The 17,975-nt window shown below is 60.2% G+C and carries 17 protein-coding genes and 1 pseudogene; 8 read left to right on the top strand and 10 right to left on the bottom strand.

Annotated elements, in window-relative coordinates; genetic code table 11:
* The first annotated feature begins 54 nt into the window (after positions 1–54).
* Both JQR87_RS17885 and JQR87_RS17880 read left to right on the top strand, forming a co-directional pair.
* Complete coding sequence (locus JQR87_RS17885) at positions 55–315, top strand: hypothetical protein (RefSeq protein WP_407294592.1); 261 nt, start codon at positions 55–57, stop codon at positions 313–315.
* A gap of 52 nt (positions 316–367) precedes the next feature.
* A complete protein-coding gene (locus JQR87_RS17880; protein ID WP_407294593.1) occupies positions 368–565 on the top strand; it encodes a hypothetical protein in 198 nt (65 codons plus the stop codon).
* Positions 566–585: 20 nt separating this feature from the next.
* On the opposite strand, the gene JQR87_RS17875 is transcribed toward JQR87_RS17880, so the two are convergent.
* Positions 586–2,679, bottom strand: coding sequence for an HD domain-containing phosphohydrolase (locus JQR87_RS17875; RefSeq protein ID WP_407294594.1), 2,094 nt, complete (start codon positions 2,677–2,679; stop codon positions 586–588).
* Between the two features lie 101 nt (positions 2,680–2,780).
* On the opposite strand from JQR87_RS17875, the pseudogene JQR87_RS17870 reads away from it, so the two are divergent.
* Positions 2,781–3,203: pseudogene (locus JQR87_RS17870) on the top strand (hypothetical protein); the annotation flags it as partial.
* Between the two features lie 74 nt (positions 3,204–3,277).
* Entirely contained in the window at positions 3,278–3,871 is a 594-nt protein-coding gene (locus JQR87_RS17865) for an OmpA family protein (RefSeq protein WP_407294596.1), read from the top strand.
* Positions 3,872–3,877: 6 nt separating this feature from the next.
* On the opposite strand, the gene JQR87_RS17860 is transcribed toward JQR87_RS17865, so the two are convergent.
* The 6 genes from JQR87_RS17860 to JQR87_RS17835 form a co-directional block, all read right to left on the bottom strand.
* Positions 3,878–5,983: a CHASE2 domain-containing protein gene (locus tag JQR87_RS17860; protein WP_407294598.1), complete on the bottom strand. Its 2,106-nt coding sequence runs from the start codon at positions 5,981–5,983 to the stop codon at positions 3,878–3,880.
* A 39-nt stretch (positions 5,984–6,022) separates the two neighbouring features.
* Positions 6,023–6,403 carry a RidA family protein gene (locus JQR87_RS17855; RefSeq protein WP_407294599.1) on the bottom strand — a complete coding sequence of 127 codons (381 nt, stop codon included), beginning with the start codon at positions 6,401–6,403 and terminating at the stop codon, positions 6,023–6,025.
* 84 nt (positions 6,404–6,487) lie between these two features.
* On the bottom strand, positions 6,488–8,596 hold the full coding sequence (spoT, locus tag JQR87_RS17850; RefSeq protein ID WP_407294601.1) for a bifunctional GTP diphosphokinase/guanosine-3',5'-bis pyrophosphate 3'-pyrophosphohydrolase: 2,109 nt from the start codon (positions 8,594–8,596) through the stop codon (positions 6,488–6,490).
* A 60-nt stretch (positions 8,597–8,656) separates the two neighbouring features.
* Positions 8,657–8,920, bottom strand: coding sequence for a DNA-directed RNA polymerase subunit omega (gene rpoZ / locus JQR87_RS17845; RefSeq protein ID WP_021207191.1), 264 nt, complete (start codon positions 8,918–8,920; stop codon positions 8,657–8,659).
* Positions 8,921–9,093: 173 nt separating this feature from the next.
* Positions 9,094–9,714 (bottom strand): guanylate kinase, encoded by a 621-nt coding sequence (gene gmk / locus JQR87_RS17840; RefSeq protein WP_407294603.1) that lies wholly within the window; start codon positions 9,712–9,714, stop codon positions 9,094–9,096.
* A 72-nt stretch (positions 9,715–9,786) separates the two neighbouring features.
* Positions 9,787–10,650: a YicC/YloC family endoribonuclease gene (locus JQR87_RS17835; protein ID WP_407294605.1), complete on the bottom strand. Its 864-nt coding sequence runs from the start codon at positions 10,648–10,650 to the stop codon at positions 9,787–9,789.
* A 209-nt stretch (positions 10,651–10,859) separates the two neighbouring features.
* Between JQR87_RS17835 and rph the strand changes: the two genes are divergently transcribed.
* A complete protein-coding gene (gene rph, locus JQR87_RS17830) occupies positions 10,860–11,582 on the top strand; it encodes a ribonuclease PH (protein WP_407294607.1) in 723 nt (240 codons plus the stop codon).
* Positions 11,583–11,602: 20 nt separating this feature from the next.
* On the top strand, positions 11,603–11,971 hold the full coding sequence (locus JQR87_RS17825) for a DUF4870 domain-containing protein (protein WP_407294609.1): 369 nt from the start codon (positions 11,603–11,605) through the stop codon (positions 11,969–11,971).
* Positions 11,972–12,031: 60 nt separating this feature from the next.
* On the opposite strand, the gene JQR87_RS17820 is transcribed toward JQR87_RS17825, so the two are convergent.
* Positions 12,032–12,811, bottom strand: a complete 780-nt coding sequence (locus JQR87_RS17820; RefSeq protein WP_102837741.1) for an exodeoxyribonuclease III — start codon at positions 12,809–12,811, stop codon at positions 12,032–12,034.
* 84 nt (positions 12,812–12,895) lie between these two features.
* On the opposite strand from JQR87_RS17820, the gene pyrE reads away from it, so the two are divergent.
* Both pyrE and JQR87_RS17810 read left to right on the top strand, forming a co-directional pair.
* Positions 12,896–13,537 carry an orotate phosphoribosyltransferase gene (gene pyrE, locus JQR87_RS17815; protein WP_407294611.1) on the top strand — a complete coding sequence of 214 codons (642 nt, stop codon included), beginning with the start codon at positions 12,896–12,898 and terminating at the stop codon, positions 13,535–13,537.
* A 380-nt stretch (positions 13,538–13,917) separates the two neighbouring features.
* Positions 13,918–14,502, top strand: a complete 585-nt coding sequence (locus tag JQR87_RS17810) for a DUF4124 domain-containing protein (RefSeq protein WP_407294613.1) — start codon at positions 13,918–13,920, stop codon at positions 14,500–14,502.
* Between the two features lie 68 nt (positions 14,503–14,570).
* Here JQR87_RS17810 and argB read toward each other — a convergent pair whose 3' ends face one another.
* Together argB and algC are read right to left on the bottom strand one after the other, a co-directional pair.
* A complete protein-coding gene (gene argB / locus JQR87_RS17805; protein ID WP_407294615.1) occupies positions 14,571–15,485 on the bottom strand; it encodes an acetylglutamate kinase in 915 nt (304 codons plus the stop codon).
* Positions 15,486–15,500: 15 nt separating this feature from the next.
* A complete protein-coding gene (gene algC, locus JQR87_RS17800) occupies positions 15,501–16,892 on the bottom strand; it encodes a phosphomannomutase/phosphoglucomutase (RefSeq protein WP_407297644.1) in 1,392 nt (463 codons plus the stop codon).
* Positions 16,893–17,975 lie beyond the last annotated feature (1,083 nt).

The raw sequence follows: 17,975 nt of genomic DNA, 5'->3' as shown, positions 1-17,975 counted from the left end.
TGGTCGTGGAACCGAAGCGGTAGATGGTGTTCGCCGTCCCGGGAGGGAAGCCAAATGGCGTTTGACGCGTGGACCGAATGGGCTGGCGTCATGGCGGCTACGCAGCGCGGCTCCCTCGACGCCCTTCGTCTATACGAAGGGCACCGCGCATCAGCCAGTCTCGGGGCAGCGTCCGCCGTTACACCGCTCGGCGACGGTCGCGGCGTGAGTTCTCAGCGTTGCGAGCTGCAGGCGGGGCGCAGGCTGCCAAACATGCTTGAAACCATCGATCCGATGAGCGGCCTGCTAGGCGTCGCCTGTGTCGCGCAATTATGAGGGATACATAGTAAATAGGCTGCCTTTTCGCACCCAGAGCAGTATCCGCACCATGTCCACCCTGACCGAATTGGCACAGCAGATTGCTGCGCTCTACCCGTTGCAAGACAAATCCGCAGGCAAACGCTACCGCATCGTTAGCCAGCTCGCTGGCATGACAGAGCTGGAGGAGATCGGTGGCATGCCTCGCTACGTCGATACCTGCCAGCTAGAGGACACCGAGATATGGGACAGCCGGGTCGCCAGCTGATCTGCGATGCGGCCTGATCTTCAAGTCTCCACCGCTGCTGCCTTATTGACAAATTCGCTGACGTCGCACTGATCCAGTTGCTCGGGTTTGAGATGGCGCTCGCCGTAGCGCTGGTGCAGCCCGGACGAAAGAAACAGTGCAAAGAGGTCCGGGTCGATGTGGCCGCGGTCGCGCAGCCTCGCCAGGATGCGGATCGATTCGCTCAAGGGCTTGGCCTTTTTATACGGGCGGTCGCAGGCGGTCAGTGCCTCGAAGATGTCGGCAATTGCCATGATCCGCGCGGGTATCGATAGCTGATCGGGGCCCAGCTGCCGTGGGTATCCGGTGCCCAGCAAGGTTTCATGATGGGTGCCGGCGTATTCCGGTACGCGCTGGAGATTTTTCGGGAAGGGCAGGTTCTCCAGCATCACGATGGTCTGCACGATGTGCTCGTTGACCTTGAACCGCTCTTCGGCGGTCAGGGTGCCACGGCTGACGCTCAGGTTGTAGAGTTCGCCAAAATTGAACTGATGCTCGGGCACGCTCATCCTGAAGCCGTACTTGGGATCCAGTGCCCTGGTCTCGGCACGCGGCATCAGGTGTTCGGGCTTGTCCGCCAACAGTTTCTCAGACGCCGGCAGCGGCCTGGCCGGGAAGCCTTCCAGACGTGTCGCCTCTTCATGAGAAATGCCTAACCGATCATCGAAGTGACGCGTCCAGCGTCGTTCGGCGATGTGCTGCAAACGCTCGATCCGCTCCGGCGCCATCAGCTCGCCACCGATGTTGCACTCTGCCACGAAGGCGAATTCTTCTTGCAGCCGTGCTACCTGAGCGGCGTGGCGAGCCTCGACGGCGCCTGGCGGTTCACCGGCAGCCAGGGCTTGGAGACGCTCGATCATCGCGTCGCGTAGCAGCACCTCGAAGCGCATACGAATCTCGTGGATACGGTTGTAGACCGTTTCCAGCTTGGTCGCCTTGTCAACGATATGCTCAGGTGTGGTGATTTTGCCGCAGTCGTGCAGCCAGGCGCCGATGCGAAACTCCCGCCACTGATCTTCGGTTTCGAAGCGGAAGTCCGCCAGCGGCCCTTCTGATGTTGCACTGGCCTGTTCGGCCAGCATCAATGCGAGCTCAGGGACGCGAGCGCAATGCCCACCGGTATAGGCGCTCTTGGCGTCGATTGCCCCGGCCAGAATTTCAATCATCGCGTCGATCAGTGCGGATTGCGAGTCGATCAGGTTGTGATTCTCCAGCGCGACGGCCGACTGGGATGCCAGTGCCTCGACAAAGCGGAGATTCTGCCTGCTGAAGCTGATGACCTCGCCGCTGCCGGGGTTCGTAGCGTTCATGAACTGCAGAACGCCGAGCACCTCGCCACCGTGTGCTACCAACGGTACGCAGAGCATCGAGACCGTGCGATAGCCGGATTCCAAATCGAATCGGCGGGTCCCGGAGAGGTCGAAGCGCGTCTCGCTGTAGACGTCGTCGATGATCACGGTTTCCTTGCGCAGGGCGACATAGGTTGACACGTGCCGCTCGTTGGGTGCGCCGCTGTCGGGGTCGTGCAAGGGAAGCTCGAACGCCGGCAGCTGGTCGGCCTTCGAGCGTAGGGTGAAGCGCAGACTGTCATGGTCAGTCATCAGATACAGCGTGGCGGCGTCAGCATTACAGATGCGCTTGCCTTGCATGAGGATGTGTTGCAGCAGGCGATGCTTGTCGCGCTCGGAGGAAAGCAGCATGCCGTTTTCGACCAGGCTCGCCAATTTTTCCTGCGCCCGTTGAAGGGCATTGTTCTGCGCCTGCAGCGATCGCCGCATGGCGTCGTGCTGTCTATGAAGATCGTCCAGTTCGCGGATCAGCGAGCCAGAGGGTTTGCCGGTGCTGAAATCAAGGTTGCGCAGCCGCTGCATGTCTTCCGCCAGGATGCCGAAGGAGTGGCGCAACGCGTTCAGGCTGACGATCAGCAGCGGTAGGCAGAAAAACATCAACAGCAGTTCTGTAAGCAGCACGCCGCGCAGGTCGAACGAGTCGAAGCCGACCAGCATCAGTACCGGTACGGTGGGCACGAGAACGAACAAGGTGACTAGCGCTGAGGCCCAGGTCTCGTAGCTGAGCTTGTATTTGCTAGAGGTCATACTGCATCCTGCGGCGATTACTTGACGGAAATGCCAAAAAAGCATCGAGCGACCGGAGCCTTGGGCCGCTTCCGCATTGATTTGAAGGCCATTGGCCAGCTATGGAGAGTACCTTGATCATGGTCAGCAAAACGGACGTGTTATCGAAATTTGCCCGGACAGTGCTCGTCCTTGGCCTATTGACCGCCTCCGGGTGGGTCGCCGCCGATGAAGTAAGCGAGCCAATAGGCTACATCATGAAAGTGCAGGGGGAGGCAACCGTCACCAGTCGCGGACAGACAATCGATGCACGAGTCGGCCAGGCCGTTATCATCGGTACGACGTTACGCACAGGCTCGGAAGGCTCGATGGGCGTTACGCTGAGTGACAACACGGTAATGTCCTTCGGGCCCAATAGCGAGTTCATATTGGACGAATACCAGTTCGAGCCGGCCCAGGAAGAGTTGAAGCTGAGCGCGCGTATCAGCAAAGGCACGCTGAATTTCATATCCGGTGTGATTGCCAAGCTCAAGCCCGAGGCTGTCGAGCTTAAGACCCCGACCGGCACCATTGGCGTTCGCGGTACGCATTTTTTGGTGAAAGTTAGCGAGTGAGGCGAATGCTACAGAAACTGTTCACGCTGTTGTGTTTGGCTTTGCTGATGACGGGATGCGCGACGGGCAACTATGTCGTGCTGTTGGAAAGTCCTGATGGCACCACCGGGGCCGTGGTGATCGAGGACGCACAAGGTGAGACGCGCCTTGATCGCAAACATCAGGGTGCTGTGATCGGTTCACGGGGCTTCGGCTCCGGGCCGTTTGAGGTAGGTGACCAGCGCATCGCGCGGGATTTTTCGGCCGCCCTGGCCGCACAGCCGACGCTGCCTCAAGTCTTCCTGCTGTATTTTCAGATCGGTAGCGCAGAACTCACCGAGGAATCGGAGCGGGCGATCGAGGAGATATTCGAAACGATCCGTCAGCGCGGCCCTTCCGCGGTCTCGGTCATCGGTCATACCGACACACTTAGTGGGGCGCGCTGGAACGAGCAGCTGGGGTTGATCCGCGCCAGGGCTGTGGCTGATATGTTGCGAAAACGTCGTATCGACGTGATCGATCTCGACGTCTCGTCACACGGTCAGCGCAATCTCCTGGTCAAGACGCCAGACGGCGTCTCTGAGCCGCGCAACCGCCGGGTCGAAATCAGCGTCCGTTAAAAACGATCACTTCTCCGTCATCACGATGACGTCACCGCGTTGGCCGCTGCGTAAGCGCTCAAGCTGGTAACGCACCAAGGCATCCTCGGGTCGTTGAGCATGCAGCCTCTTGAATGCGTCGAGCGCATCTTCGCTTCCGTCCGATATAAGCCTGTGTGCCGCCTCGTAAAGAGGGTCCGGCTGCGTTTCGCAAGGCTCATAAAGGCGGAGCGGCTGCTCCTTGCCCTTGAGAAGCACGTTGCCGACCGGTCGCATCGGCGCTTCGGGGTTCGATTCGCGAATGGCCTCCGACACGCACAATTCGGTGCCCAGGTAGCGGTTCACGCCTTCCACCCGGGCCGCGACATTCACCGCATCCCCTAGCGCACGGTAATCGAACAGTGTCGAGCCGCCAAAATTACCGACCACCACGTCACCGCTGTGTACGCCGATGCGGGTCCGGCCTAGAGCAATCCCGACGGCTTGCTGGGCGGCGGCATGCTGTCGAGTGAATCGGCGGATCTCCAATGCGCAGGCGAGCGCGCGTTGCTGATGGTCGGGCTGTGCCAGCGGTGCGGAAAAAAGAATTGCCATACCATCGCCCATGATGCGTTCGAGCGTTCCCTGGTGGCGAAAGGCAATCTGAACGATACCCTCCAGGTATTCGTTGAGCATGCTCACCACGCGCTCCGGTGGTTGCCCCTCCATTAGCCTGGTCGAATCCGTCAGGTCGGTGAAGACAAAGCTGCAGCAACGCCGTTCGCCACCCAGGCGCAACTGCTCGGGATGGCGCACCAGATGCTCGACAAGGTTTGGTGAAATATAGCGAGAGAACGCATCGCGGATCCATCGCTGCTGCTGTTCGCTGGCGCGATGGCGGGCAATGCTGGCGCCCAGATAGGCGATAGCCAAGCCCAGGCTCGGGCTGAGCGCATCAAACAGCAAACCGTGGCGTGAATAGGCCCACCAGGCGGTGATGTTCAGCGTGAGCAACAGTCCAGCGGACACCAGGGCCCCCGTCAGCGCTCCGGTAGTAAGCGTTATGCCGCAAAGCAGTATCGCCGCCAGGAGCAGCGTCAGCGCCTCGATTGCGCTGGCCCAATAGGGGCGTTGCAGCGGCGTGCCGAATAAGGCTTGTTCGATGGCCTGCGCATGCACCTGCACACCTGGAACCATACCGCCAAGCGGGCTGAAGCGGAGGTCCTGTAGCCCTTGCGCCGAGCTGCCGACCAGTACGATCGAGCCCTTGAGTCGGGCATCTGGTCGAGCTGCTTCGAACAGCTGCCATGCCGACAGGCTCTGCTCATCCATGTCCTCACGATAGTGCACCCATAACTCACCGCGGCGATTGGTCGGCAGAGCGACAGGGCCTATGCCGACGCTCGCTACGTCACCCCGCGCATCGGCACTGACACGGTAAAGGTTCTGGTTCAGGAAAACGCGAATCGCTTCGGCTGAAAGCGAGGGCAACAGATGCTCACCCACCCTGATCATCAGTGGCACGCGCCTGACCACGCCGTCCCCGTCCGGTTGGAAGGTCATCGCACCCGCGCCTGCCGCAGCGGATGCAAGTTCCGGCAATGCTGTGGCGGTGCCAGCGTAGACAGGAAAGGCAGGGTTACCCGCATCGGCCTGCAGCTGCACGGCGAAGCGGCTCATGGGTGCGGAACGGGTCGGTGATCGCGTTGCGGCGAAGCCAAGAACGCTGGGCTGGCGCTGCAGTGCATTGGCGAACAGCTGGTCGTGATCAGGCAGCTGGCTCAGCTGTGCTGAGAGTTCGACCGGCAGACGTTCGCTCAGCTGCATCGGGGAGCTGCGGTCTGGTTCTGCGAACAGCACGTCGAATACCACAACGGCCGCACCGGCCTCCTGCAATCGGTCCAGCAGCTGCGCCATCTGGTCCCGGGGCCAGGGCCACTGGCCAAGACGCGCCAGGCTGTCTTCGTCGATGTCCAGCACCAGCACTTTCGTTTCTGCCGGTGCGGGACGTGGTTGCCAGCGTTGATACTGGTCGAACAGGCTGTTGCGCAGTGTCTGCAACAGCATCGGCTCGGCGAGATAGAGCGCGCATGCTGCCACCAGCCCGATACAGGCGAGCAGCACGTGCGGTGCCAGACGGCCGGGTAAAGTCATCAGTCGCGCTCCCTGCAACCGGCCGACCGGCTGGCGGTATTATTCGAGTACCAGAACGGCGTCCATCTCGACTTGAGCGGCTTTCGGCAGCGCAGCGATGCCGATGGCTGCACGGGCGGGGTAGGGCTGCTGGAAGTAACGGCTCATGACCTCGTTCACCGTGGCGAAATTGCCGAGATCGGTCAGGTAGATGTTCAGTTTGACGATATCTTTCAGCGATCCGCCAGCGGCTTCAGCGACGGCCTTGAGGTTTTCGAAGACCTGCACGGTTTGGGCTTCGAAGCCTTCCACCAGCTCCATTGTCTTTGGGTTCAGCGGAATCTGCCCTGACATGTAAACGGTATTGCCGGTCCTGATCGCTTGGGAGTAGGTACCGATGGCGGCAGGTGCGTTGTCGCTGTGGATCACGGTCTTGCTCATGGGGTGCTCCGATAGAAGAGTGCGGCCCCAGAGGATACGGGCTGAAGCGAGTGGGCAAAAGCCCCGTGCGCACTGCCGATGATGTTAGGCTTTCATCCGCGTGATGCGCATGACGCCCTTTATCGCACGGAGCTTCTTGATGACTCGGGCCAGGTGGACCCGGTCATGAACGCTGACAACCAGTTGGACCACACTGATACGGCCGTCGCGCTCGTCCATGCCAATTTTTTCGATATTGCCGTCGGCCGCATTGACGCTGCCGGCCAGCAGGGCGATCAGGCCGCGTTGGTGCTCCAGTTCCACCCTGAGTTCGACATTGAACTCGCCGGTGACGTCTTTGGACCAGGACAGCTGAATGCACTTGTCCGGGTTGTGCCGAACGTCCGCGATGTTCCGGCAGGTATCGAGATGAACCACCATGCCTTTTCCAGCGGACAGGTGACCAACGATCGGGTCCCCAGGAATCGGCGTGCAGCACTTGGCGTAGTTCAGCACCAGGCCTTCGGTGCCACGGATAGCCAGCGGGCCCTCGGCACTCGGTGCCTGTTCGCCTTCGCTGGCAACCAATCGACGGGCGATGACGTAGGCCATGCGGTTGCCTAGCCCGATATCCTCGAGCAGGTCTTCGATGACCTCCATGTGGTACTCGTTGAGGACCGTGCGGATTCGCTCCGGAGAGATGCTTTCCATGCTGGTTTCGAACCCGGTCAATGCCTTGTTCAGCAAGCGCTCACCGAGGTTGATCGATTCCGACCGACGCTGCAGCTTCAGAGCATGGCGGATATGCGTCCGCGCCTTGCCGGTTACGACGAAGTTCAGCCAGGCCGGGTTCGGCCGAGCACCCGGCGCAGTGACGATCTCGACGGTGCATCCGCTTTCCAGCGCCTGCGACAACGGCGCCAGGCGCCGATTGACTCGGCAGGCAATGCAGGTATTACCGACATCGGTGTGTACCGCGTAAGCGAAGTCCACCGCGGTCGATCCTTTGGGCAGCTCCATGATGCTGCCCTTGGGCGTGAAGACGTAGACCTCGTCGGGGAACAGGTCGATCTTCACGCTCTCGATGAATTCCAGGGGGTTGCCGGCTCGCTCTTGCAGTTCCAGCACGCCCTTGACCCACTGGCGTGCGCGCGCATGAGTGCCCTTTGGTGTCTCTTCCCCGTTTGACTTGTAAAGCCAATGCGCGGCGATACCGTTGTTGGCCATCTCTTCCATCTCACGGGTGCGGATCTGGATTTCGATGGGCACGCCGTGCATGCCGAACAGCGTCGTGTGCAATGACTGATAGCCGTTCGCTTTGGGAATCGCAATGTAATCTTTGAAGCGGCCGGGGAGAGGCTTGTAGAGGCTGTGTACCGCGCCGAGCACGCGATAACAGGTATCGACTTTGTCGACGACAATGCGGAAGGCATAGACATCCATGATCTCGTTGAACGCCTTTCGCTTGCCGCGCATTTTGTTATAGATGCTGAATAGATGCTTTTCCCGGCCGACGACTTCGCCTTTCAAGCCGTCGCGTTCAAGGCAATGGATGAGCGATTGCTCGATCTTCTCGACGATCTCGTTGCGGTTGCCTCGTGCGCGACGAACGGCCGCTCGGATGCGCTCCGAACGCATCGGGTGCATGGCCTTGAAACCCAGGTCCTCGAACTCCACGCGCATGGCATGCATCCCCAGCCGGTTGGCGATAGGGGCGTAGATCTCCAGGGTTTCCTTGGCGATGCGTCGGCGTTTCTCGCCAGCCAGCACCTCAAGGGTGCGCATGTTATGCAGGCGATCCGCGAGCTTGACCAGGATGACGCGGATATCACGCGCCATGGCCATGGCCATTTTCTGGAAGTTCTCGGCCTGGGCTTCGGCCTTGGTTTCGAACTTCATCTGGGTGAGCTTGCTGACGCCGTCCACCAATTCGGCTACCGTTTCGCCGAACTGCGCAGTCAGCGCCTCCTTGGCGATCCCGGTGTCCTCGATGACGTCATGCAGCATCGCAGCCATCAAGCTCTGATGGTCCATGTGCATGTCGGCGAGGATGTTGGCTACTGCGAGGGGGTGGGTGACGTACGCTTCACCGCTGCGTCGACGCTGGCCATCATGGGCCTGCTCGGCGTAGAAATAGGCACGGCGCACCAGGTTGACCTGGTCAGCGCCGAGGTAGGTCGACAGGCGATCGGCAAGAGCATCTATGGCTGGCAAGGCATTGCTCCTTGCCGGCGGGGCGCTATCTTTGCGGTTCGACTTCGACCTGGCATTTAATCAGAGGGCCTCGTTGGGCTCTTCCTCGTACTGAACGAACAGCGGCTCGTCGTCGACGATGTCGTCTTGGGCGATGACGTCGTAATCCACCAGGCCGGACGCGATTTCACGCAGAGCCACAACCGTCGGCTTGTCATTTTCCCAGGCTACCTTGGGCTCTTTGCCGCCGGTGGCCAGCTGGCGAGAACGCTTGGTGGCGAGCATGACCAGCTCGAAGCGGTTATCTACGTTGTCCAGACAGTCTTCAACGGTAACGCGGGCCATGGTGTTCCTCATCAATAGCGGTAAAGCATGCCCGAATGGGCGAGCGGACGGGATAGTCTAAAAAATCACCAGCCATTAGGGAAGCGGTAAAACGTTTCCCTCCACTGTAAACACCTATTAGCGGACCAGAGACATCCCTAGCGGCGGCTCGGTCAGCTATGGCATCAGTGATCTCAGGCCAACAGCTCCTGGAGCAAGCTGCTGAAGCGTTGCTGCTGAGGGGCCTGCAGAAGCTGATTGGCACGGAAGATCGCTTGCAGGTCGATCAACGCATGGGCGAAGTCGTCGTTGATCACCAGATAGTCGTACTCGACGTAGTGGGTCATCTCGCTGACGGCTTCTCGCATGCGCTTTTCAATGATCTCGTCACTGTCCTGTCCGCGGTTGGTCAGGCGTTGGCGCAGCGCTTCCTGCGTGGGCGGAAGGATGAAGATCGATTTTGCCTGTGGCATCAGGCGACGAACCTGTTGTGCGCCCTGCCAGTCGATTTCCAGAATAAGGTCATACCCTTCATCCAGTGTCTGTTCGACCCAGCGTTGCGACGTGCCGTAAAGATTGCCGAAAACTTCGGCGTGCTCCAGGAATTCGTTGTGCTTGTGTCGTTCCAGAAACTCTTCACGGCTGACGAAGTGATAGTTCACTCCATCCATCTCGCCTGGACGCATCGGTCGGGTCGTGTGTGAAACCGAAACCCGAACCTGCGGCTGTGCATCGAGCAGGGCCTTGACCAGGCTGGTCTTACCGGCCCCGGAAGGCGCGGAAACGATATAGAGCGTACCGGTGGAGGCTGCCATTTGATTCTCTTTGCGGATTGCTGACTTAGGAACTGGCGCTCCTGACCCGTTAAGTTAGGCCAGGCTCAGTGACTATTCGATGTTCTGGACCTGCTCGCGCATCTGCTCGATCAGTACCTTGAGATTGACCGCTGCTTGAGTGCTGCGCGTGTCGAATGCCTTGGAGCCGAGGGTGTTGGCCTCACGGTTGAGTTCCTGCATGAGGAAATCCAGGCGCCGGCCGGCAGCCCCACCGGCCTTCAAAACGCGGCGCACTTCGGTGACATGAGTGCCGAGCCGATCGAGCTCTTCGGCTACGTCGCTTTTCTGCGCCAGCATGACAAGTTCCTGCTCAAGGCGCTGAGGCTCAAGCTCGACGCGCATTTCAGCGCAGCGATCGAGCAGCTTCTGGCGCTGCGCAGCGAGCATCTGCGGCACCTGGCTGCGAAGCGTGGCGGTCTCGGTGCCGATGGCGTCTAGGCGCTCGTTGATCAGGCGCGCAAGTTCTTCGCCCTCGCGCAAGCGGCCGGCCTTCATCTGTTCGAGCGCCTTATGGAACAGCGCCAGAGCGGCGCTATTGAGTGCCTGCGGGTCAGCCGAGTCGCCTACCAGTACACCCGGCCAAGCGAGGATCTCAAGTGGATTGAGTGGTGCAGGCTGTTTGATCAATGCCGCGACGTTCTCCGCCGCACTGATTAGCTGGCGAGCTCGCTCTTGATCGACCTGCATCGAGCGCCCAGCGGCATCTTCAGCGAAGCGCAGTGTGCATTCAACCTTGCCGCGCGAGAGCCCCTTGCGCAATGCCTCCCGAACTGAGCCTTCCAGATCGCGAAAGGCCTCGGGTAGGCGCAGGTGCGGTTCGAGATACCGATGGTTGACCGAGCGGATCTCCCAGCTGAGGGTGCCGTGTTCGCTGGCCTGCTCGGCGCGGGCGAAAGCGGTCATGCTGTAAATCATGGGGACCTCCCGGTGCGGTGACGAAAGGCGGAGGATTGTAAAGGAAAACGCGGTCAGTGACGTCGGTGCCTGATCCGCCGAGGCCCGTCTGTTCAACCTCAGTAACCCTCGTTGTCGGGCGGTTGCGCTCTGAATGGCGTGACGATGGCCCTTACGGTGGGTAAGGCCTCTATAATGGCCGTCACTCATCAAGACTCAGGATATGCCTCATGAAGCGTCCCAGTGGCCGTGCCGCCGACCAGCTGCGTTCGATCCGCATTACTCGCAACTACACCAAGCACGCCGAAGGATCGGTGCTGGTGGAGTTCGGCGACACCAAGGTGATCTGCACCGCCAGCATCGAGAACGGCGTTCCACGGTTCCTCAAGGGGCAGGGGCAGGGCTGGCTTACGGCTGAATACGGCATGTTGCCGCGAGCCACTGGAGATCGTAACCAACGTGAGGCCAGTCGGGGTAAGCAGGGCGGACGCACCCTGGAAATCCAGCGGCTCATCGGTCGCTCGCTTCGAGCGTCGCTTGACATGAGCAAGCTTGGCGAGAACACCATCTATATCGACTGCGACGTGATTCAGGCGGATGGCGGGACGCGTACTGCTTCTATCACGGGCGCGATGGTTGCGCTGGTCGACGCGTTGAAACTACTGAAAAAGCGTGGTGGGCTTAAGGGTGGCGACCCGCTCAAACAGATGGTGGCTGCGGTGTCGGTGGGCATCTACCAGGGCGAGCCGGTACTTGACCTCGATTACCTCGAAGACTCGGCGGCCGAAACGGACCTCAACGTGGTGATGACCAACGTTGGCGGCTTCATCGAGGTACAGGGCACTGCAGAAGGCGCGCCTTTCCAACCTGAAGAACTGAATGCCATGTTGGCCTTGGCGCAAAGCGGTATGCAGGAGCTGTTTGCTCTGCAGGCTGCTGCGCTGGCCGACTAGAAAGAGAAGAGGAGAACGTCATGTCTGGCCAGGAATTGGTTCCGCAGCCCTCTGCACAAGCGCGGCAGTGGGCCATGTTCTGTCATTACTCAGCGTTCTTCTGGTTTCTTGTGCCGATGATCGGCAACGTGCTGGGGCCTTTGATCGTCTGGCAGCTAAAGAAAGAGATGGATCCCTTTGTCGATGAGCAGGGCAAGGAAGCGCTGAACTTCCAGATCACCTTCAGCATATTGCTGATGATCTGCGGAGTACTTGCCTGGATTCTGATCGGCTTTCCGTTGATGGCGCTGATCAGTGTGGTGGCGTTGGTGCTGGTGGTGATAGCCGGGATCCGCGCCAACGAGGGTAAGCCTTATCGGTATCCCTTCTGTTGGCGGATCGTCAAATAGCGTCCAGCGGGTCGGCCAGAGAGAACGCACCCGAGCCGGGCGTGTTCTCCAGCGGACAACTCAGAGGCTGAGCGTCCAGTCGTAATCGACGACCAGCGGTGCGTGCTGGGAGAAGCGTGGCTGACGCGGCAGGCGGGCATTGCGGACGAAGCGGCGCATGCCGGAGGTGAGGATCTGATAGTCGAAACGCCACCCCAGATTGAGCATCTGGGCCTGTTCGGTATCGGGCCACCAACTGTAAAGGTCGCCTTCGCGGGTGACCTCACGCAATGCATCGATGTAGCCCATGTTTCCGAAAATTTCATCGAGCCATGCGCGTTCCGGCGCCAGGAACCCCGTGGCCTGCTGACAGTCGCGCCAGTTCTTCACGTCCAGTTTCTGGTGCGCCACATACAGCGAGCCGCAATAGATGTATTCGCGACGCTTGCGGCGCTGCTTGTCGAGGTAGTGAGCGAAATCGTCCATGAACTTGAATTTCTGGTTCAGGTCTTCATCCCCGCCCCGGCCGGTTGGCAGCAGAAGCGTGGCGATGCTGACCTTATCGAAGTCCGCTTGCAGGTAACGGCCGTAGCGGTCGGCTGTCTCGAACCCGAGCCCCATGATGACAGCCTTGGGCTGCAGCCTGGAATACAGCGCAACGCCACCTTGCTCCGGAATTTCGGCGTCAACGGTATATAGAAAATAGCCGTCGAGCTGATAGGCCGGATCGTCGAGTTCTACTACGGAGGCGCGGGTATCCTGCAGGCAGATGACATCGGCATTCTGCGCTTGCAACCAGCTGAGCAAACCCCGCTGCGCCGCCGCTTGAATGCCATTCACGTTGACGCTGATGATCCGCATAAATGGCCCCTAAAAACACGTGCGTGTATGATAACCCAAGCTCTTCGCAATTAGCTAAATCAGTGTTTTCCGGGAATATCCTTCATGCAGGCGTACCAGCGCGAGTTCATTCGCTTCGCCATCGAACGCGGGGTTTTGCGCTTCGGTGAGTTCACTCTGAAGTCTGGGCGCACCAGCCCGTACTTTTTCAATGCCGGGCTGTTCAACAGCGGATCTGCGCTCGCTCAGTTGGGGCGTTTTTACGCAGCGGCGGTTGTCGACAGCGGCATCGATTTCGATGTGATTTTCGGACCGGCCTACAAGGGCATTCCGCTGGCTGCGGCGACGGCCATTTCGTTGGCCGAGCATCACCAGCGTGACCTGCCGTGGTGCTTCAACCGCAAGGAAGCCAAGGATCATGGTGAAGGCGGAACGCTGGTCGGCGCGCCCCTCGGCGGTCGCGTGTTGATCGTCGATGACGTGATCACCGCCGGAACCGCAATTCGTGAAGTCATGCAGATCATCCAGGCCCAGGGTGCTGAAGCGGCCGGTGTGCTGATTGCTCTGAATCGCCAGGAGCGGGGCCAAGGGCAACTATCCGCGATTCAGGAAGTGGAGCAGGATTACGGCATGCCTGTGGTGAGCATCGTTTCCCTCGCTCAGGTGCTGGAATTCCTGGGACAGGATGAACAGCTCAAGCGCCACTTGCCTGCGGTCGAGGCATATCGGGATGAGTACGGGATTTAAGGTCGTCCAGAGTGGATGCGTGACGTCCTACCGCTGATGTGTGCTCGAGTGACGAAGCCCTGCATCTGATCTGCTTTTTGTCAGCAACTGACCAATTATGTCCGTATCGTTAGAGGTCTGGTGCCACCTCCCCGTTTGCTTGTCCTTGTACGGTCAATCAGACACAGCTGTGTTGTACGCGTCTGTCCAATCGCATGAGGGGCTGGCTATTTGGTGGGTTGCTCCGGGTAGAACCCAGGCCAAAGGTGTCGCCCTTTAGTTGGTGTGTTTATTGCTGCGCAAATGTGATGGGGTTTGTATAAGCTGAGGCCCTTGGGCATCAACAATCGGGCATTACGCGTGGCAATGCCGAAAGCACCGAGTATGGAAGAGGCTGGAGTATGCGAATTGGGAGGCGCGCGGTGTTGCTAATGGGCTTACTGGGGGCGACGGTAGCGCAAGCTGAGCTGTATCGGTATGTCGATGACAAAGGCGTCGTGGTCCTCGACCGGCACGGGGTGCCGCCGCAGTTTATTGGTCGCGGTTATGAGGTTCTCAACGATCAGGGGCGCGTGACCTTGGTCGTACCCCCTGCGCCTACGGCTCAAGAGCGTCAACGCATCCAGGAGGCGAAAGCCCGCGCTGAAAATGACGCCAAGCTGCTGCGTTTGTATGCCAGTGTGGCCGATGTGGAACGTGCCAAGGCGCGCCGCTTGTCGGAGCTCGACAGCGTTATCGGAATCACCCGAGGCAACCTTCAGTCGCTGAGGACGCAGCAGGCAAACCTTCAGAGCCAGGCGGCGAATCACGAACGGGCCGGGCGGAAGGTGCCCGAGCAACTGCTGACACAGATCGAAAACTTGGCCAAAGAGCAGGCCAGCCTGAAGCGGGACGTCGAACGCTACAGGCAGACGCGCAAGCAGGCCGAGGTCAGCTATGGGCAGGAGCGCGAGCGAGTCGCCGAGCTGCTCGGCCAGTCAGAATAGCGTCTCTCCAGACCCTAATAAAAAAGCCCGGCTCTTCATCTGAAAAGCCGGGCTTTTTCATGCCGGTGTCAGTGACTGGTTGATGTCTTGCGGTTGGTGATCAGCGTGCCGACGCCGATGTCCGTGAATATCTCCAGCAGCACCGCATTGGGCACGCGGCCATCGATAATGTGCGCGCTGTGAACGCCGCCTTGTACGGCCTCCAGCGCACAGCGAATCTTTGGCAGCATCCCGCCGTAGATGGTGCCGTCCGCAATCAGGTCGTCGACCTGCGCGGTGGTCAGTCCGGTCAGCACCTGACCTTGCTTATCCATCAGACCGGCAATGTTGGTCAGCAGCATCAGCTTTTCAGACCTCAGCGCCTCGGCGACCTTACCCGCCACCAGGTCGGCGTTGATGTTGTAGGACTCGCCGTCCGGGCCAACCCCGATTGGCGCAATGACGGGGATGAAATTGCCGCGCACGAGCATTTCCAACAGCTCGGTGTTGACGCCTGTCACCTCGCCCACCTGGCCAATATCGATGATCTCGGGAGATGTCATCTCTGGCGTTTGGCGCGTGGCCTTGAGCTTTTTCGCACGGATCAGATTGGCATCTTTGCCGGTCAGGCCGATGGCAGCGCCACCATGCTGGTTGATCAGGCTCACGATGCTTTTATTGACCTGGCCGCCGAGCACCATTTCCACCACGTCCATGGTCTGGCTATCGGTCACCCGCATGCCGTCGATGAATTGGCTCTCAATGCTCAGTCGCTTGAGCAGGTCACCGATCTGCGGGCCGCCGCCGTGCACCACCACCGGATTGATACCCACGGCCTTCATCAGAACGATGTCACGCGCGAAGCCGGTTTTAAGCTCCTCGCTTTCCATCGCATTGCCGCCGTATTTGATGACCAGCGTTTTGCCGACGAATCGTCGGATGTACGGCAGTGCTTCGGACAGAACCTGGGCAAATTGGGTGGCGGCTTCTCGGCTGAGGGTCATGCAGGGCTCCGCAAATCAGAACGGCAGTGTGAGATCAGGCGCAACAGTATAAAGCTGCGCGCGGAAGACTTCCTGTATGCGCTTGAGCTCTTCCTCGGTTTCGGCCTCGAAACGCAGCACCAGAACCGGTGTGGTATTCGAGGCGCGAACCAAGCCCCAGCCTTTTGGATAGTCCACGCGGACACCGTCGAGGGTGGTGATGTTCGCTTCGCCCCAGTGGGCATCGCGATGCAGCTTCTCGATGATGGCGAACTTGCTTTCCTCTGTGACGGTGATATTGATTTCAGGTGTAGAGACATCGTTCGGGAAGGCGGCGAACACCTGCTCGGCGTTGCGCTTGTCCTGGCTGAGAATCTCCAGCAGGCGCACGGCACTGTAGATGCCGTCATCAAAGCCGTACCAGCGCTCCTTGAAGAAGATGTGTCCGCTCATCTCTCCTGCGAGCAGCGCGCCGGTCTCCTTCATCTTCTTCTTGATCAGAGAGTGCCCGGTTTTCCACATGACCGGACGGCCACCGTAGCCGCTGATCAGCGGGGTGAGGCGCCGCGTGCACTTGACGTCGAAGATGATGTCCGCGCCCGGATTGCGCGATACGACATCCTTGGCGAACAGCATCAGCAGACGGTCGGGGAAGACAACGGTGCCGGCGTTGGTGACCACGCCGACGCGGTCACCGTCGCCGTCGAATGCCAGGCCCAGGTCGGCGTTTTCGGACTTGACCTTGGCGATCAGGTCTTCGAGATTTTCCAGCTTGCCCGGGTCGGGATGATGGTTGGGGAAATTACCGTCGACATCACAGAACAGGGGGATGACCTTGCATCCGAGGGCTTCGATCAGCTGCGGAGCGATCACGCCAGCGACGCCGTTGCCGCAGTCGACCACCACCTTCATCGGTTTGGCCAGTGCGATGTCTTCACGGATGCGCTTGAAGTAGCTCTCGAGTACGTCAACCTGTTCCGCCTGGCCTACGCCCTCGCTGAGGTTGCCGGTCTCGATCCGCTCGCGCAGGGCCTGGATTTGCTCGTTGGCGATTGTGTCGCCAGCAATGACGATCTTGAAACCGTTGTAGTCCGGCGGGTTGTGGCTGCCGGTCAGCATCACACCAGACTTGCCCGCCAGGACGTTGGCTGCGTAGTACAGAACCGGGGTCGGGACCATGCCGACATCGCTGACACTACAACCGCTGTCGACCAATCCTTGGATCAGATGCTGGACCAGTTCGGGGCCGGACAGTCGGCCATCGCGGCCTACTGAGACATTTGGCTCGCCCTTGGCCAGGCTCTCGGAGCCAACCGCCCTGCCTATCCAGTAGGCGGTTTCGGTGGTCAGGCTTTCACCGACCACGCCACGGATGTCGTACGCGCGGAAGATGCTCGCTGGCAGTTGCGGGGCTTTGGGGGCGCTCATTGCGGTTTCTCGCTCCTTGGGGTCGAGGCCAAGCCAGTCCTGGTCCTCGTCGAGAATATCGATGTCGAGAATGTCGGTGTTCTGGAAAACGGGGTCGACATAATCGGTGGATGGGGCTTGCCGGACCGCGGCTTGCTCAGCAGCCGTGGCTTTGGCCGGTGCCATCCCTGCGGTGCGCAGTGGCAGGCGGACCAGACTCTTGGCCAGCGCATCAAGCGCCGGCAGGCTCAAGGTCGGTGTTTTGATGGTCCTGCCGTTAGAGAGTTCCTGAACCATTTGTCCAAGATGCAAGACGTCCTCGCGGAGCCTGCGCTGCTGCGCGCTGAGCACCGCTTGCAGTCCGAGCAACAGGCCGCACAAGGCCACCAGCGCTGCTCCGAGCATCAGTAAGGGTGACGGCCCGGCGGCGGCGAGCTCCCCCGCTGGGAGAAAGTTGACCTTCCAGTTCGGATTGTTGCTCGGCAGGTTTATCGCAGCCGCGTCCAGGCCGGCCTCACCGCGCTGAGCCAGCAGTTGCGCGGGTGCGCCACTGAACTGCTGCACCAGGCGCAGTTGCCCAGCGTCGGCCGGTAGCTGGGGCAGGGTTGCGAGAAGACGCTCGAGGCTGGTCACCAGCAACAGCGTACCCTGAACCGGTTGATCGGGCTCTGTGCGTAACGCGACCGCACTGTAGAGCATCCAACGAGTGCCGACCTTGAACGCTTCGGCTGCCGGCTCCTGGCCGTTCTCAGCTCTTTGCAGCAGATCCAGGGCTGCAAAGTTCAGGGGCGCTGGCCGATTGGGGTCCGTACGGGCCTGGCCTCGCAGGTTGAGCTGGGCATCCACCACGCCGTCCCGGTAACCCAACTCGCGCTCGAGGGCACGTATCTGCTGTGGCTGCTCGCTGCGCAACGCTTCGAGCAGTTGCGGATCGCGTGCGGCAGCGCGTGCGTCGTTGGCGAGTTGGCGCAGGGCCTGGTTGATCGCGGAGGCCTGGCTTTGACCCCATGCCTGTGCAAGCGCTCTGGCCTGTTGCTGCTGAGCGCTTTGTTCGGCAAACCAGAGCAACACAGCGGCGGCCACGAGCCCAAGTAGTCCGGGGAT

It is taken from the genome of Stutzerimonas stutzeri, assembly GCF_051028275.1.
GTDB classification, from domain to species: Bacteria; Pseudomonadota; Gammaproteobacteria; order Pseudomonadales; family Pseudomonadaceae; genus Stutzerimonas; species Stutzerimonas stutzeri_AS.
Note: the sequence above shows the minus strand (reverse complement) of the source record. Positions and strands in the feature narration are given on the sequence as shown.